The following is a 15,527-nucleotide window of genomic DNA, read 5'->3' as shown; positions in this document are numbered from 1 at the left end:
GTACGGCACCCCCACCTGCCGCGCCAACAGAATATGCTCCCGTGTCTGCGGCATGGGCCCATCGGCCGCGCTCACCACCAGGATCGCCCCGTCCATTTGCGCCGCCCCGGTGATCATGTTCTTCACGTAGTCGGCGTGGCCAGGACAATCCACGTGCGCGTAGTGCCGCTTGTCGGTCTCGTACTCCACATGGCTGATCGCGATCGTCATAATCTTCGTCGCATCCCGGCGCCCCTGGCTCTCGCTCGCCTTGGCCACTTCGTCATAGCTGACGAACTTCGCCATCCCCCGATCCGCGCAGATCTTCGTCAACGCCGCCGTCAACGTCGTCTTCCCATGGTCCACGTGCCCGATCGTCCCGATGTTCACATGCGGCTTCTTCCGCTCAAATTTCGCCTTCGCCATACCGACTCCTCCTACTCCAAGTCTCTCAGTGGTTCACAATTATTCGCCGCGATACTTGGCGATGATGGCCTCTGAAATCTGCTTCGGGACCTGATCGTACCGATCGAATTCCATACTGTAGGTGGCTCGCCCCTGCGTCCGAGAACGCAAGTCTGTGGCGTAGCCGAACATTTCCATCAAGGGAACGGATGCTTCGATAGCCTGGGCACCGGCGCGCACTTTCATACCCTGCACCTTACCCCGACGACCATTAAGATTGCCGATCACATCGCCCATGAACTCCTGCGGGACCAAGACTTCGACTTTCATGATCGGTTCCAGCAAAACTGCATCGGCTTTCTTACAGGCATCAGAGAACCCCATCGATCCAGCGATCTTGAAGGCCATTTCATTAGAGTCCACTTCATGATACGAGCCGTCGATCACAGTCACGCGAATGTCTCGCAATGGATATCCAGCGATAACACCGTTTTCCATTCGCTCCTTCACGCCTTTTTCGATTGCAGGAATGTATTCCTTCGGAATGGCGCCGCCGACAATCTTATTGACGAATTCCAATCCTTTCCCAGGCTCCGACGGCTCCACCGTCAACACCACGTGGCCGTATTGACCGCGCCCCCCGGTCTGCTTGATATACTTGGATTCGGCTTCGGCCTTCCGTCTGATCGTTTCCCTAAATGCCACTTCCGGCTTGCCGACATTTGCCTCAACCTTGAATTCGCGCAAGAGCCTGTCGACAATGATTTCAAGATGCAATTCCCCCATCCCGGCGATGATGGTTTGCAACGTCTCTTCATCTGTACGGACTCGAAACGATGGATCCTCTTGGGCAAGCTTCTGAAGCGCGAAACCCATCTTTTCCTGGTCCTGCTTCGTCTTTGGCTCAATTGCCATGGCAATAACAGGCTCTGGGAACTTCATGACTTCCAGCAAGACCGGCTGCTTTTCATCAGCAAGCGTGTCGCCGGTCGTCGCACCTTTCAGACCGACGGCCGCTACGATGTCGCCGGCATAGGCTGTGTCGATTTCTTCGCGTTTGTTGGCATGCATCTTCAAGAGTCGACCGATGCGATCCTTGGTTCCCTTCGTCACATTCAAGACCGGCGTACCGGTCTTGAGCATTCCTGAGTACACCCGGAAATAGGTCAGCTGACCGGCAAAGGGATCGGACATAATCTTAAAGGCCAATGCGGCAAATGGTTCACTGTCTGAAGACTTCCTCTCGACTTCTTTTTCAGTATTCGGATCGATACCCTTTACGGGCGGGACATCGACAGGAGAGGGCAGAAAATCGACAACACCGTCCAGCAACTGCTGCACACCCTTATTCTTAAAAGCCGATCCGCAGAGAACCGGCGTGACTTTCATGGCAAGCGCACCGGCCCTGACGACCCGCTTAACCTCTTCCTCCGTCAGGCTCTGCCCGTTCAGATACTTTTCCATGACCTGATCGTCGAACTCCGCGACCGCATCGATCATCTTTTCCCGATACTCTTTGGCCTTTTCTATCAAATCGGCTGGGATCTCTTCGACCTTGTATTTCGCGCCGAGAGTCTCGTCATCGTAAACATAGGCTTTCATCGTGATCAGATCGATGGACCCGCGGTACTCGGACTCCTTTCCGATTGGGATTTGAATGGGAATCGGATTGGCTCCCAATCGATCGATAATCGTCTGCACACTGAAATAGAAGTCCGCTCCGATCCGATCCATCTTGTTCATAAACGCAATGCGCGGGACCTTGTACTTATCCGCCTGCCGCCAGACAGTTTCAGATTGAGGCTCCACACCCTGAACGGAATCGAATACGGCTACGGCCCCGTCGAGGACTCGGAGGGAGCGCTCCACCTCGATCGTAAAATCAACGTGGCCAGGCGTGTCGATAATGTTAATCCGGTGATCCTTCCAGAAGCAGGTCGTTGCGGCGGCAGTGATCGTAATACCGCGTTCACGCTCCTGCTCCATCCAATCCATCGTTGCTGCACCCTCATGGACTTCACCCAGCTTATGGGTCAATCCAGTGTAGTAAAGAATGCGCTCCGTGGTCGTGGTTTTCCCGGCATCAATGTGCGCCATGATGCCGATATTACGAGTGCGTTCTAATGATACCTGTCTTGCCACTTTCAACCCCTAAAAATACACGTGCTGCAGACTGAGCCGATAAAAGCTGCGATTCAGGGGCACCCCGCGTCTGCGGATCGCAGCACGGCCCAACTGCAGCACAGAACGACGTTACCAGCGATAGTGTGCGAAGGCCTTGTTCGCCTCCGCCATTCGATGCACGTCTTCCCGTTTCTTCACCGCGGCCCCTGTGTTATTCGACGCATCGAGCAACTCAGCGGCGAGTTTCTCGCGCATGCTTTTGCCGCCGCGCGTCCTTGCATACTCAGACAACCAACGAAGCGCCAATGACATGCGACGCGCCGGGCGGATTTCGACCGGCACTTGATACGAGGCCCCCCCGACTCGGCGTGACTTAACCTCGACGATTGGCTTCACGTTATCGATTGCCGCACGAAAAACCTTCAGCGGGTCACCGCCCGTCTTATCCTGAATTACGTCGAAGGCTCCGTAACAAATACGCTCCGCGGTACTCTTCTTTCCGCCTTCCATCAGAATATTTAGAAACTTCCCGACTACCTTGTCTCGATATCGTACGTCAGGAAGTGGCTCTCGCTGTCCAAGAAATCTGCTACGTGGCATTGTCTTTTACTCTCTGGTCGTGCGATTAGCTTTAGCGATTGAAATTACTTCGGCCGCTTTGCCCCGTACTTCGAACGGCCCTGCTTCCGGTCCGCAACACCGACTGCATCGAGGGCGCCACGTACAATGTGATAACGAACACCGGGCAAATCCTTGACGCGGCCTCCGCGAACAAGAACGATCGAGTGCTCCTGTAAATTGTGCCCAACGCCGGGTATGTAGGTCGTCACTTCCATACCATTGGTCAATCTAACGCGTGCAACTTTTCGAAGAGCGGAATTCGGTTTTTTCGGCGTAGACGTATAGACACGTAGGCACACACCTCGCTTCTGCGGACAGGACTTTAACGCAGGACTCTTAGTCTTGGCGTGGGCCAACTGACGGCCTTTTCTTACCAGCTGATTGATCGTAGGCATTGGTCGTATTCTCTCGTCGTTGGAACAGTTTAATCCCCGCTTCCGCCCATTCATGGGCAAAGCCCGCGGATTATAATGATGGAATGAACCCCTGTCAAGGGAGGCTCAAAGCGTCAATGTTTATCCACCTCCACCATCACCCGGCAGCACGGCAGCTCCCTCGCTAGGCAACGGAGCGCCCTCCATCTGACCCACAACGACCGTCTCAGGCTTCGGGCTGATGACAAACGTGTCTCTATATTCCTCGAAACCGGTTCCTGCCGGAATCAGCCGACCGACGATCACGTTTTCTTTGAGCCCCAGCAAGTTATCCTCGCGCCCATTGATGGCCGCCTCCGTTAACACCCTCGTCGTTTCCTGGAACGATGCGGCCGAGATGAAGCTATCCGTGGTAAGCGCCGCCTTCGTGATACCCAAGAGAACGGGCTTGCCCAGCGCAGGCTTTCCATCTTTCTTTAATACGCGATCGTTCTCCTCCTCGAACAGCATCTTGCTAACTTGGCTGCCAGGCAGAAATTCCGTGTCACCGGGATCCTCGATACGGACTTTCCTCAACATCTGACGCACGATGATCTCGATATGCTTATCGTTGATCGAGACACCCTGCAGACGATAGACATCTTGCACTTCGTCCACCAAGTATTTCTGCAACTCATTCGGTCCAAGAACATCGAGAATGTCGTGCGGATTCGCAGAACCATCCATTAATGGTTCTCCAGCCCGCACCCAATCTCCTTCGTGCACATTGACGTGTTTACCCTTCGGAATAAAGTACTCCTTCACATCGCCAAGCTTGTTGTCGACAAGAACTTTTCGCTGTCCCTTTACAAATCCACCGTATGATACCTCGCCGTCGATCTCGCTGATAACGGCCTGCTCCTTGGGCTTTCTTGCCTCAAATAGTTCGGCTACGCGTGGCAAACCACCGGTAATATCTTTAGTTTTCGTGGTTTCGCGAGGAATCTTTGCTAGAACATCGCCCGGATGAACGATGGCTCCTTTTTCGACGAAAATGTGAGCGCCGACCGGCAACAGATAGCGGGCAACTGTGTTGATACCCCCGGAAACCTTGGCGGTTTTTCCGCTTTCGTCTTTGATCGACACACGAGGGCGCAACGTTGCCCCCGAATGCTCGATGATGACCTTGCGCGAAAGGCCCGTCACCTCGTCGAATTCTTCCTTCATTGTCAGACCTTCGACGATATCGCCGTACGCTACTTTTCCACCCACCTCTGTCAGAATCGTCAATGAATACGGATCCCATTCAACCAGCTTCTGCGCCAACTCCACACGATCGCCGTCTTTTATCTTAATTTTTGCACCGTAGACGACCGGATACTTCTCGCGCTCACGACCGCTTTCATCCACAATCGCAATCTTGGCGTTGCGGTTCATCACAACCCACTCCCCTTCTTTATTCCGTACCGCAATGCCCTCGTTGTGAACGTCTGCGTTCTTCTTGGCGTCGAAGCTCATGAACTTCATCCGCCCGGCGTGCTTGGCTTCGAGGACGGTTTGTTCAACAACCTTGCTCGCCGTACCGCCGATATGAAACGTTCTCATGGTCAGCTGCGTCCCAGGTTCTCCGATGGACTGAGCCGCAATGACACCGACTGGCTCACCCTTCTCGACCAAACGACCTCGCGCGAGATCTCGACCGTAACAGGCTTGACAGACCCCGCGGCGCGATTGACAAGTCAGGACGGAGCGGATCTTGACCCGATCGACCGCAGCCTCGACGATGTCCTTGGCCCGTTCCTCTGTGACTTCCTCGTTTTGCGAGACGATAACCTCTCCCGTTACGGGATCCCGAATGTCGTCGGCTGCTAACCGCCCAAGGATGCGCTCTTCGATCGGCTGGATGATCTCACCACCCTCCACAAGGGCGCTCACAAATATCCCATCGGTCGTTCCACAATCAATTTCACTGATGATGACGTCCTGAGCGATATCAACCAATCGCCTTGTCAGATAACCCGAATTTGCGGTCTTCAACGCGGTGTCGGCGAGACCCTTACGAGCACCGTGCGTTGAAATGAAGTACTGCAGCACGGTCAGCCCTTCACGGAAATTCGCGGTAATCGGAGTTTCGATAATTTCGCCCGACGGCTTAGCCATCAAGCCGCGCATACCGCCAAGCTGCCGAATCTGTTGGGAACTGCCTCGGGCCCCTGAGTCGGCCATCATGAAGATCGGGTTAAAGGCTTCGTCCTTGCTGGGATCTCCTGCTGCACCCAATTCTTTCATCATTTCGCCAGCAACCTGTTCGGTTACATGGGCCCAAATATCGATGACCTTATTGTATCGCTCACCGTTGGTAATGAGACCCTCGGCATACTGCCGTTCAATCTCATTCACTTCACGCTGTGCTTTTCCGATGAACTCTTCTTTCTTGGTCGGTATATGCATGTTGTCGATGCAGATCGACACGCCTGCACGGGTCGCGTACTGAAAGCCCGTGTCTTTGATTTTATCCAAGAACGTGACCGTCTCCCGATGGCCGGACTGACGATAGACAGCATCGATCAGCTTCGTAACTTCTTTCTTCGTCATCAACTTATTGGCAAACGAGAACGGCATTCCGGGCGGAAGCACTTCCGACAGAATGACACGTCCCACCGTCGTCTGGACGAGACCGCCTTCGATCCGAACCTTGACCCTCGCATGCTCTTCGACTTCTCGCGCATCGAGCGCAATACGAACCTCTTCAGGAGAGCCAAATACCTTGCCTTCTCCCTTCGCCCCGACTCGTTCCTTGGTCAACCAGTAACATCCAAGCACCATGTCCTGCGACGGAACAGCAATCGGCTTCCCATTGGCGGGAGAGAGAATGTTATTGATCGACATCATCAACACACGCGCTTCAATCTGCGCTTCGACCGAAAGAGGCACGTGAACCGCCATCTGGTCGCCGTCGAAATCGGCGTTGAAGGCCGCGCAGACTAGGGGATGCAATCGGATCGCCTTGCCTTCAACCAGAACCGGATCGAAAGCCTGAATACCCAATCGATGCAGCGTAGGAGCACGGTTCAGCAGCACAGGATGCTCACGAATGACTTCATCAAGCACATCCCACACCTCAGGGCGTTCCTTCTCCACCAATCGCTTGGCACTCTTAATCGTAGTTGCCGCTCCTCGCTCTTCGAGTTTATGGAAGATGAACGGCTTGAACAGTTCCAGCGCCATTTTCTTTGGCAACCCGCACTGGTGTAGACGCAATTCAGGACCGACGACGATCACTGTACGACCAGAATAGTCCACACGCTTGCCGAGCAGGTTTTGACGGAACCGTCCTTGCTTCCCTTTCAGCATGTCGCTCAACGACTTGAGCGGCCGCTTGTTGGGACCACGAATCGCGCGCCCGCGTCGCCCGTTGTCGAAGAGCGCGTCCACAGCTTCCTGCAGCATCCGCATTTCGTTTCGAATGATGACGCCAGGAGCTTTCAATTCCATCAGACGCTTCAAACGATTATTCCGATTGATCACACGGCGATACAGATCGTTCAAGTCCGAGGTCGCGAACCGGCCTCCGTCCAGAGGGACGAGCGGGCGAAGTTCCGGCGGCAACACCGGAATGACGTCCATAATCATCCATTCCGGCATATTGCCTGATTTTCTGAAGGCCTCGATCACCTTCAACTGCTTTGCGTACTTCTTCTTCAGCGCAGCTGAAGTGGAGGTCTTGGATTTGGCCTTTATCTCATCCCACTTCCCGTTAATGTCGATTTTACGGAGCAGTTCCCGGATTGCATCGGCTCCGATTCCCACCTTGTAAGAGTTCGGTGCATACTCTGACTGCAGTTGACGGAGTTTTTCTTCCGTCACAAGCTCCTTTTCCGTCAGATCGGTCGAGCCGGCATCGATGCAGACGTAGCTCTCAAAGTAGAGGACCTTTTCCAACTGCTTCAAACTCATGTCGAGGAGCGTGCCGATGCGGCTCGGCACACCTTTCAAGAACCAGATGTGGGCGACCGGTGCAGCCAATTCGATATGGCCCATCCGCTCACGGCGGACTTTCGACTGAATGACCTCAACACCACACTTGTCACAGACGATGCCCCGGTGCTTCATGCGCTTGTACTTTCCGCAATTGCACTCCCAATCCTTAATGGGGCCGAAAATTTTCGCACAGAACAGCCCGTCCTTTTCCGGCTTGAACGACCGGTAATTGATCGTCTCCGGCTTTTTCACTTCGCCGTAAGACCAGGAACGGATCTTCTCCGGTGACGCGATGCGAATCCGCATCGAATCGAAAGACACCGAATCCCGCGGCTTTTCAAACAATGTGTATACGCCTTCCAAGGTAGTGACCTCCTACGATGCCGACTTAGAAGCCGGCACTCAAGTGGTTAGTCTTGCGTCTTGACCAACTCGACGTCGAGCCCCAGGCTTTGGAGTTCTTTGACCAAGACGTTAAACGACTCGGGCAACCCCGGCTCCAGGAAAGGTTCGCCTTTGACAACCGCTTCATACATGCGTGAGCGTCCAGGCACGTCGTCAGACTTGACCGTCAGGAATTCCTGAAGAGTCGACGCGGCTCCATAAGCCTGCAATGCCCAGACTTCCATTTCTCCCAACCGCTGACCGCCAAACTGAGCTTTACCGCCCAAAGGCTGCTGTGTAACGAGTGAATACGGACCGATCGAGCGCGCGTGAATTTTGTCGTCGACTAAATGGTGTAGCTTCAATACGTACATGTAGCCCACAGTGACAGGACTGCCGAACGCCTCACCGGTCCGTCCATCCATAAGAACCGATTGCCCGCTGGGCGGCAGCTTTGCCTTTTTCAGCAAGTCCTTAATTTCCTTTTCAGCTGCGCCGTCAAACACCGGACTTGCGACCTTGATGCCCAGGGCCTTCGCAGCCCAGCCAAGATGCGTCTCCAAGATCTGTCCAACGTTCATACGCGATGGTACGCCGAGCGGGTTCAACACGATCTCGACCGGCGTGCCATCCGGAAGATACGGCATGTCCTCTTCCGGCATCACGCGTGACACAACTCCCTTGTTGCCATGTCGACCGGCCATCTTGTCGCCGACTTGGATCTTTCTCTTCATCGAGATATAGACTTTAACGAGCTTGATAACCCCGGGCGGCAATTCATCGCCTCGTTTCAAGCGCCCGACCTTTTCGTCGTATAGCGTCTGCAGGATTTCGATCTGCTCTTTGGCCCGACGCTCAAGATCATCGAGCTCTTTCTGCTCGTCGGGATCACTGAGGATGATGTAGCGCACGGTGTCGTCCGGCAAGCGCTTGAGAATCTCCGCGGTCAACTTGCCCTTCTTTTTGAGAATGACGTCACCGCTCTCAGGATCCATCAGATCACGCCCAACGACCTTTCCAAGAAGAAGCTTCCTGACCTTCTTGTTCTTCTCTTCATCGATAATGCGTAGCTCTTCGTGGTGGTCACGCTGGAGCTTCATCTGATCTTCACTCTCAATACTCTTCGACCGTTCATCCTTGTCTAATCCCTTCCGGGAAAAAATCTTCACGTCGACAACAATGCCTTCGACACCGGGCGGAACCGTCAGTGACGTATCCTTCACATCGCCGGCCTTTTCGCCAAAGATGGCGCGCAGAAGCTTTTCTTCCGGCGTTAGCTGAGTCTCACCCTTGGGAGTAACTTTCCCAACAAGAATATCCCCCGGCTTGACCTCAGCTCCGATCCGGATGATTCCGCTCTCATCCAGATTTCGAAGCGCCTCTTCACCGACATTGGGAATGTCGCGAGTGATGTCTTCTTTCCCGAGTTTTGTATCGCGGGCTTCGACTTCGAACTCTTCGATGTGAATCGAGGTGAACGCATCCTCACGAACGAGTTTCTCGCTCAAGAGAATGGCATCTTCGAAATTGTAACCGCCCCACGGCATGAAGGCGACGAGCACATTCTTCCCCAACGCCAACTCGCCCTGATCGATTGCAGGACCGTCAGCCAAAACTTGGCCCTTCTTCACCGGCTGCCCAATTCGCACGACCGGAGTTTGAGTGATGCATGTGTTCTGGTTGGATCGTTGAAACTTGATCATCTCATAGGCATCAAGCCCTGAATCGTTCCGTTTTCGCCCCTCCTTCGAGTACGCACGCACGACAATTCTCGTGGCATCGACACTTTCAACAACACCAGCTCGTCTTGCTTGCACGACGTAGCCGGAATCCCGTGCAACCACCGCTTCCATCCCCGTGCCGACCAGCGGCGCTTCCGCCTTCAGCAAGGGCACAGCTTGACGCTGCATGTTTGAACCCATCAAAGCACGGTTTGCGTCGTCATGCTCCAGGAACGGCACGAGGGCTGTTGCCACGCTTACGACCTGTTTCGGCGATACGTCCATGTACTCCACTTTATCGGGTGTGGTTATAACGAAATCACCGCCGGATCTCGCCGACACCGTCTCCGATACCAACCGCCCTGACCCATCAACTTTTGAATTCGCCTGAGCAATCAAATACTTGTCGCCTTCAATCGCCGACAGGAATTCGATCTGGTCGGTCACGCGCCCCTTTTCGACCTTTCGATACGGTGCCTCGATAAATCCGAACTGATTAATACGGGCATAGGTCGCCAGTGACGTGATCAAGCCGATATTCGGACCTTCCGGCGTTTCGATCGGACAGATGCGGCTGTAGTGAGACGGATGAACGTCTCGCACTTCGAACCCGGCCCGCTCCCTGGTCAAACCACCCGGCCCGAGAGCTGAGAGTCGCCGCTTGTGAGTGATTTCTGCCAATGGATTCGTCTGATCCATGAATTGAGACAGCTGGCTGCTGCTGAAAAATTCTTTCACGGCAGCGACAACCGGCTTGGCATTGATCAAGTCATGCGGCAATACCGTTTCCATATCGAGCAGATTCATCCGCTCTTTGATGCTGCGCTCCATGCGCACGAGCCCGAGACGGAATTGATTTTCAAGCAATTCACCAACGGAACGGACGCGACGATTCCCCAAGTGGTCAATGTCGTCGATCTCGCCCTTCCCTACCTTCAAATTCACGAGATACCGGATGACCTCGACGATGTCCTGCGCAGTCAGTGTTCGCTGCTCCAAGGGCAGATCTAGCCCAAGCTTCTTGTTTAGCTTCAAGCGTCCAACCGGAGAGAGATCGTACCGTTTCGAGTTGAGAAAAAGATTATCGAACAGCGCTCGAGCAGTTTCCACCGAAGGCGTTTCCCCCGGCCGAAGGCGACGGTAGATCTCCACCATCGCTTCCTCCTTCGAAACCGTACGCTCCATTTCCAGGGTATCAAGAATGACCGGCGTCGAAGTTGCGGCGTCGAAGAAAATGATCTTGAATTCCTCTATCTCGCTCGCAACGATTTTCTCGATGATCTCCGCCGTGAGCCGTTGATTTTTCTCAGCCAACTTGTTCTTCTTGGCGTCGATCAGCTCACTCAGCACGGCACGGCCGACCAATTCGGCTGGTGAAAGCGGGATCTCTTTGACCCCTGCAGCCTTCAGTTTCGCAATCAATCCCTTCGTCAGCTTGGCTCCTTCTCGGACAAGCGGCTCCTTGCTTCCCTTCTCAAGAACCTCGGTGGAGCAACGCATTCCTTGATGGATTTCCGGATCAAGCTTACGCATCAACTGCCCCTTAACCAACCGAATTTCTTCAACCGGGTAATACATCTTGAGCAGGTCGTCGCTTGAAAACCCAAACGCTTTCAGAAGGATCGTTGCGGGCATTTTGCGCCGACGATCGATACGGACGTAGAGGATGTCGCGCGCGTCGAATTCAAAATCCAGCCAAGACCCGCGATAGGGGATAATACGCGCGGAATACAACACCTTGCCGCTCGCATGAGTCCGACCCTTGTCGTGTGTAAACGACGCGCCCGGCGACCGGTGTAACTGGCTGACAACAACCCGCTCCGTCCCGTTGACGATGAACGTGCCCCGTTCGGTCATCAATGGCAACTCGCCGACATAAACCTCCTGCTCGCGTACATCGAGCACTTTCTTCTTCGTGCCCTTGTCTTCCTTGTCGAACACCACAAGCCGTACTCGCAGCTTGAGTGGAACGGCAAACGTCATTCCCTGCTCGAGACATTCCCGCTCGTCATACTTTGGAGTTCCTAGCGTATAGCTTGTGAACTCCAAAATCGCCGTGTTGTTGTAGTCTGGAATGGGAAATACACTGGCCAAGGCCGCTTGCAGCCCATGGTCCTTCCGCCGTTCCGGTTCCACTTCAAATTGAAGAAATTCCTCGTACGAACGTTTCTGGATCTCTATGAGGTCCGGAATGTCGATGCTGGTTCGAATACGAGAAAAATCCTTACGCTCGACGAACTCTTGGAGAGTCGTTTCGGGCATTCCGCAGTCCTCCACTAAAAGTAGTTAGGCTCGGGCACCCGTAAGTTACGAGTGCCCGCAGATGCTAGACCGATCGAGCTTTACTTGATCTCGACTTTTGCACCGCTCTCTTCAAGCTTCTTCTTCATGCTATCCGCTTCTTCCTTAGCAACTCCGGCCTTGACGGGCTTCGGCGCGCCTTCGACGAGGTCCTTGGCTTCTTTGAGGCCGAGGCTTGTGAGCTCGCGGACCACCTTGATGATCTGAATCTTCTTATCCGCTGGAGCGGAGGCAAGAATGACGTCGAACGAGGTCTTTTCTTCTGCGGGAGCAGCCGCAGCTCCACCAGCGGCAGGCGCAGCGGCGATAGCGACGGGAGCAGCGGCGGTGACGCCGAACCGATTCTCAAGCCCCTTCACCAGTTCAGCCAAATCGAGCACACTCATGCTCTCAATGGCCTTGATCAATTCTTCCTGTGACAGTTTCCCCTCTGTAGCTGGCATGTCCCCTTCTCCTTTCCGTTTATCCTGAATGGCCGCAATGACTCGCACAAACTTGGTCAACACTGCATTCAACGTGTAAACGACGCCGCGAATCGGCCCCTGCATGGCCGACAGCAACATCGCAATCAACACTTCCTTCTTGGGAAGCATGGCCACAGCCGCCAATTCGGCCGGCTGCACCACTTTCCCTTCCAACACGCCCAACGTGATTCGAATTTTCTCCTCACGCTTTTCCGCTGAGATGAAATCCCGAAGAATTTTCGTCGGCAACACCGGATCGTCATAGCCGATGACCATCCCTGTCGGTCCCTTGAGATGCATCTTCAACCCGACGAGCGTTGTGCCATCCGTGGCTCTCATTGCCAGAGTATTCTTGACGACCTTGTACTCGGCTTTGGCCCCGCGCAACTGCTTGCGCAGTTCACTCACCTGATTGACTGGGAGCCCGACACATTCTGTGACAATCGCCAGTCGTGCACGCCCGAATTTCTCCGCCAATTCCGCAACTGCTGTCGCTTTCTCTTCCTTTTTCATGTTCGAACCCTTCCCCTTCTCACCGATGAGAATTCACTTAACTCCATTGCTTGGCGAGTGCGATAGGATCCAATTGCACCCCTGGTCCCATGGTGCTCGAAATCGTGACACTCTTGAGGTAGCGCCCTTTACAGGAAGCGGGTTTCGCTTTTATCACAGCTTCCAATACCGCCGAAGCGTTGTCGTAGAGCTGCTCAGATTGAAAAGACACTTTACCGACTGGTACTTGCACGATCCCGGCTTTCTCCACCTTATACTCCACACGGCCTTTTCTGATTTCCGATACCGCTTTTCCCACCTCGAACGTCACCGTCCCAGTCTTCGGATTCGGCATGAGGCCGCGAGGACCGAGCTGTTTCCCGAGCTTACCGACCGACGCCATTAAATCCGGTGTGGAAATGGCACAGTCGAAATCCATCCAGCCGCCCTTGATCTTTTCCATCAAATCATCAGACCCAACAAAATCGGCACCGGCTTGACGGGCTTCCTGCTCCTTTTCTCCCTTGGCAAACACGAGCACGCGCAGCTTCTTGCCGGTCCCGTGGGGCAACGACGTTGTGCCACGTACCATCTGGTCTGAGCGCTTTGGATCAACTCCTAATCGAATAGCCAGATCTACGGATTCGTCGAATTTAGCGAAGGCCGTATCCTTGACAAGCGTCACCGCCTCACGAAGAGGATACTGACGAGGCTCAACCTTCTCCTGTGCGGCTTTCATTTTCTTTCCCATGATTCTTTACCCCTCCTACCCCCTACCCTATTACGCCTAGGAACCCGATTCTCATCTATAAGTCCAACCTCAAAGGCCGACTTGCGCTGCACATCACTCAAGCAGGCGATGCGCCCGCCAACAACGAAACTCTACCCCTGAACAACGACACCCATGCTGCGGGCCGTCCCCTCGATAATTTTTTCGGCTCCAGCCAGATCAGCGGCATTCAAATCCGCCATTTTTTTCTGAGCAATCTCAGTCAGCTGCTTCCTGGTGATCTTTCCAACCTTATCTTTCTGCGGGACCCCTGATCCCTTGATAATACCGGCGGCCTTCTTTAATAAATCTGACGCCGGAGGCGTCTTCATAACAAAGGTGAAGCTCCGATCCTTGTAGACGGTTATGACAACGGGAATGATGCTATCCCCTTCCTTTTGGGTCTTGGCATTGAACTGTTTACAGAACTCCATGATATTGACGCCGTGTTGACCCAATGACGGTCCGACGGGAGGAGCGGGGTTTGCCTTCCCAGCAGGAATCTGTAATTTGATAAATGCTGATACTTCCTTGGCCATGCTTTACTCCATCGAGCTATCAGCCCTCTGCTATCGACTTTCAGTAGCCGAGAGAAGAATGCTGTACATTTTTTCTTCCGGTTAAATCCTCTCCACCTGTAAAAATCCGAGCTCCACTGGCGTCGACCGCCCGAAGATGCTGACCATGACCTTGAGGCGATTGTGGTCATGATCTACTTCATCGACCGCGCCGTTAAACCCGAGAAACGGCCCGTCGACGATTCGGACATTATCTCCTTTGATGAACTTCACCTGCTCGCGTGGTCCGGCGCTCCCTGCATCGACTTGTTTGAGCAACTCCGCGACCTCTTCATTAGTCAGAGGCGTAGGCTGCGCGCCTCCGCCAACAAATCCTGTCACCTTCGGGGTATCCTTGATCATCTGAAGCGTTTCATCGCCGACGGGGGTTTCCAACTCTACAAGGACATAGCCTGGGAAAAACTTCCGACGTGAAGTTCGACGCTTCCCATCCTTGATCTCAATGACATCCTCGGTCGGCACTAAAACTTGCCCGACCTTCTCCGCCAGACTCATTTGATTTGCGCGCTCAATCAGGCTGGTTTTAACCCGGCCCTCAAAGCCCGCATAGGTGTGAATCACGTACCAGTTTTTTCCCATGCCCTACCCTCTGATCAGTGGGTGATACCCCGTGGCTACAATATCTTACCGACCAACCAGACCAAGAACGAATCGACCACCGAAAGATACAACGACATCAAGACACAGAACACAATGACCACAGTGGTCGACCCAATCGTCTCCGCTCGGGTCGGGAAGGACACTTTCTTAAGCTCCGCCCGTACGTCGGTGAGAAATTCTTTCACCGTATTCATCATTCTCTTGAACATCGCGACGCGTACTCCTTAGAAAACTCAAATTCAAACAACGTGGGGCGTTATCTCGTTGGGCTCAATTACAACAGCCCTCCGAAGCGAGCAAGCTCTGGTTGGCAGGGGCACTAGGATTTGAACCCAGACTCTCGGTTTTGGAGACCGATGTGCTGCCATTAACACCATGCCCCTGCGCATTCGGCAGGCGAGGGGCTTAGGCAAGGGACTCTTCGGATTCCTGGTCCTCCTAGTCCTTTGTCTCGCGCCTCAAGCCCATCCCTTTATTTCACCTCTTTATGCGAAGTGTGCTTTCGGCAGAACTTGCAGAATTTATTCCGCTCTAAACGATCAGGATCGTTCTTCTTGTTCTTCATCGTCGAATAGTTCCGCTGTTTGCAAGCCGTGCATGCCAAATCAATGATTTCACGCATCGTGTAACTCCTCAGCCGTCAAGGGACAGCCCGCTGCTTGTTACGCCAAGATTTCGGTGACGACGCCGGAGCCCACAGTCTTGCCGCCCTCGCGCACCGCAAACCGCAGCCCCTGATCCATCGCGATGGGGCT

At 54.0% G+C, this 15,527-nt stretch carries 12 protein-coding genes, 1 tRNA gene and 2 pseudogenes; all 15 read right to left on the bottom strand.

Features of this window, described 5'->3' with window-relative positions; all coding sequences use genetic code 11:
- Positions 1-405, bottom strand: a 405-nt coding sequence (locus ACWVCN_RS12685) for a GTP-binding protein (protein WP_455246168.1), incomplete at its 3' end; no start/stop codon positions are given.
- A 39-nt stretch (positions 406-444) separates the two neighbouring features.
- Positions 445-2,526, bottom strand: coding sequence for an elongation factor G (gene fusA, locus ACWVCN_RS12680; RefSeq protein ID WP_455246166.1), 2,082 nt, complete (start codon positions 2,524-2,526; stop codon positions 445-447).
- A 111-nt stretch (positions 2,527-2,637) separates the two neighbouring features.
- Entirely contained in the window at positions 2,638-3,108 is a 471-nt protein-coding gene (rpsG, locus tag ACWVCN_RS12675) for a 30S ribosomal protein S7 (protein ID WP_455242504.1), read from the bottom strand.
- A gap of 44 nt (positions 3,109-3,152) precedes the next feature.
- On the bottom strand, positions 3,153-3,524 hold the full coding sequence (gene rpsL, locus ACWVCN_RS12670; RefSeq protein ID WP_080886876.1) for a 30S ribosomal protein S12: 372 nt from the start codon (positions 3,522-3,524) through the stop codon (positions 3,153-3,155).
- Between the two features lie 120 nt (positions 3,525-3,644).
- Entirely contained in the window at positions 3,645-7,769 is a 4,125-nt protein-coding gene (rpoC, locus tag ACWVCN_RS12665; RefSeq protein WP_455246170.1) for a DNA-directed RNA polymerase subunit beta', read from the bottom strand.
- Between the two features lie 128 nt (positions 7,770-7,897).
- A pseudogene (rpoB, locus tag ACWVCN_RS12660) lies at positions 7,898-11,830 on the bottom strand (DNA-directed RNA polymerase subunit beta); the annotation flags it as partial.
- Between the two features lie 80 nt (positions 11,831-11,910).
- On the bottom strand, positions 11,911-12,312 hold the full coding sequence (gene rplL / locus ACWVCN_RS12655; protein ID WP_455246169.1) for a 50S ribosomal protein L7/L12: 402 nt from the start codon (positions 12,310-12,312) through the stop codon (positions 11,911-11,913).
- A 27-nt stretch (positions 12,313-12,339) separates the two neighbouring features.
- A pseudogene (gene rplJ / locus ACWVCN_RS12650) lies at positions 12,340-12,846 on the bottom strand (50S ribosomal protein L10); the annotation flags it as partial.
- Between the two features lie 37 nt (positions 12,847-12,883).
- A complete protein-coding gene (gene rplA / locus ACWVCN_RS12645) occupies positions 12,884-13,576 on the bottom strand; it encodes a 50S ribosomal protein L1 (protein WP_455246165.1) in 693 nt (230 codons plus the stop codon).
- Positions 13,577-13,707: 131 nt separating this feature from the next.
- A complete protein-coding gene (gene rplK / locus ACWVCN_RS12640) occupies positions 13,708-14,133 on the bottom strand; it encodes a 50S ribosomal protein L11 (protein ID WP_455246164.1) in 426 nt (141 codons plus the stop codon).
- An 81-nt stretch (positions 14,134-14,214) separates the two neighbouring features.
- Entirely contained in the window at positions 14,215-14,751 is a 537-nt protein-coding gene (nusG, locus tag ACWVCN_RS12635) for a transcription termination/antitermination protein NusG (RefSeq protein ID WP_455246163.1), read from the bottom strand.
- A 35-nt stretch (positions 14,752-14,786) separates the two neighbouring features.
- A complete protein-coding gene (gene secE, locus ACWVCN_RS12630) occupies positions 14,787-14,981 on the bottom strand; it encodes a preprotein translocase subunit SecE (protein WP_455246162.1) in 195 nt (64 codons plus the stop codon).
- A 99-nt stretch (positions 14,982-15,080) separates the two neighbouring features.
- A tRNA-Trp gene (locus ACWVCN_RS12625) sits at positions 15,081-15,155 on the bottom strand.
- 89 nt (positions 15,156-15,244) lie between these two features.
- Complete coding sequence (gene rpmG, locus ACWVCN_RS12620; protein WP_455246161.1) at positions 15,245-15,394, bottom strand: 50S ribosomal protein L33; 150 nt, start codon at positions 15,392-15,394, stop codon at positions 15,245-15,247.
- A gap of 40 nt (positions 15,395-15,434) precedes the next feature.
- Complete coding sequence (locus tag ACWVCN_RS12615) at positions 15,435-15,515, bottom strand: EF-Tu C-terminal domain-related protein (protein WP_455245170.1); 81 nt, start codon at positions 15,513-15,515, stop codon at positions 15,435-15,437.
- Positions 15,516-15,527: the final 12 nt, after the last annotated feature.

The sequence above is a fragment of the Petrachloros mirabilis genome (assembly GCF_975968855.1).
This window is presented reverse-complemented; position numbering and strand designations above follow the sequence as displayed.